The organism is Klebsiella sp. 10982 (genome assembly GCF_048589245.1).
Lineage (GTDB): Bacteria > Pseudomonadota > Gammaproteobacteria > Enterobacterales > Enterobacteriaceae > Klebsiella > Klebsiella quasivariicola.
This window is the reverse complement of record NZ_JBMAXV010000120.1, coordinates 1-1,162: the sequence shown is the minus strand read 5'-3', so window position 1 is coordinate 1,162 and position 1,162 is coordinate 1. Positions and strand designations below refer to the sequence as shown.

Annotated in this window: 1 protein-coding gene; it reads left to right on the top strand. The window is 58.5% G+C overall.

From position 1 onward, the window contains the following. Nucleotides 1-367 precede the first annotated feature (367 nt). The coding region (locus ACKLKD_RS27855; protein ID WP_268028517.1) for a reverse transcriptase domain-containing protein at nucleotides 368-1,162 on the top strand (795 nt) is incomplete at its 3' end.

Genomic DNA, 1,162 nt, shown 5'->3' with positions numbered 1-1,162 from the left:
CAGTGTGCGCCGGGAGACCGGTAGAGATCAAGGGGTGAAAGTCCCCGACCATTGAAGGACCAGCAATCCACAAGGTCCCCGAGTCATGCGTTGCATACCGCGAGGTATGGGGCGAAGCGTTGACAGGGGTGTTGACAGGCCAGCCATTGAGCCACGAAATGTATATTAAATTACCGGGTGCCGACGTTGTACTGTTAACGGAAGGCAACATCATAGGGTGCGATACTGCGAGTGCCACATGGACCCGGCGGGGTCTGAGACCCTGGCATGTCAATACGATCTCTACGCGGGAACCGGGAGATCTCCCCTCTGACCATCTGCCAGTGTCGGAGATGGCCCGCACCGGGAAGACGAGGAGTCATAGCCGGTGATGTACGGAGAGGAGAAGTCGGACTCGCTCATAGTAGCGGCGAAGCAGGCGAACAACCCGAAAGGAGCGGAGTCAGTGGAGCGAAGGAGCGGGGCCAAGGGGAACGCGGAACAGCCACACATGCGCCGGACACAGAGCCGGGAAAGCATGTCACAGAGGCTGTCACGCGTGCGGGAAGCTGCGAAGCAGCGGAAGAAAGAACGGTTTACAGCATTGTTCCACCTGCTGACAGTCGAAGCACTGGAAGCCGCATTCCTCTCCCTGAGCAGGAAAGCGGCCGCCGGAGTGGATGGCATCAGGTGGATGGACTACGCCGGAAACATGAAGAACAACATAACAGATCTGCACCGGAGGCTACATCAGGGCAGCTACAGGGCGCAGCCCGGCAGGCGTCACTACATCCCAAAAGCGGATGGAAAACAACGCCCGCTCGGCATCGCCTCGCTGGAGGACAAGATCGTCCAGTATGCGCTGGTGAAAATCCTGAACGCAGTCTATGAAAACGACTTTATGGGGTTCTCATACGGGTTCAGACCCGGGCGAAGCCAGCACGATGCACTGGACGCACTGGCCACAGGGCTGGTACGCACTAACGTAAACTGGGTACTGGATGCCGACATCAGTCAGTTCTTCGACAGGGTGAGCCACGAATGGCTGATCAGGTTCACAGAGCATCGGATCGGCGACCGGAGGGTAATCAGGCTCATACGTAAGTGGCTCACAGCCGGGACGTCGGAGGAGGGTCAATGGCGAGCAACGGAGGAAGGCACCCCACAGGGTGCGGTCATCTCA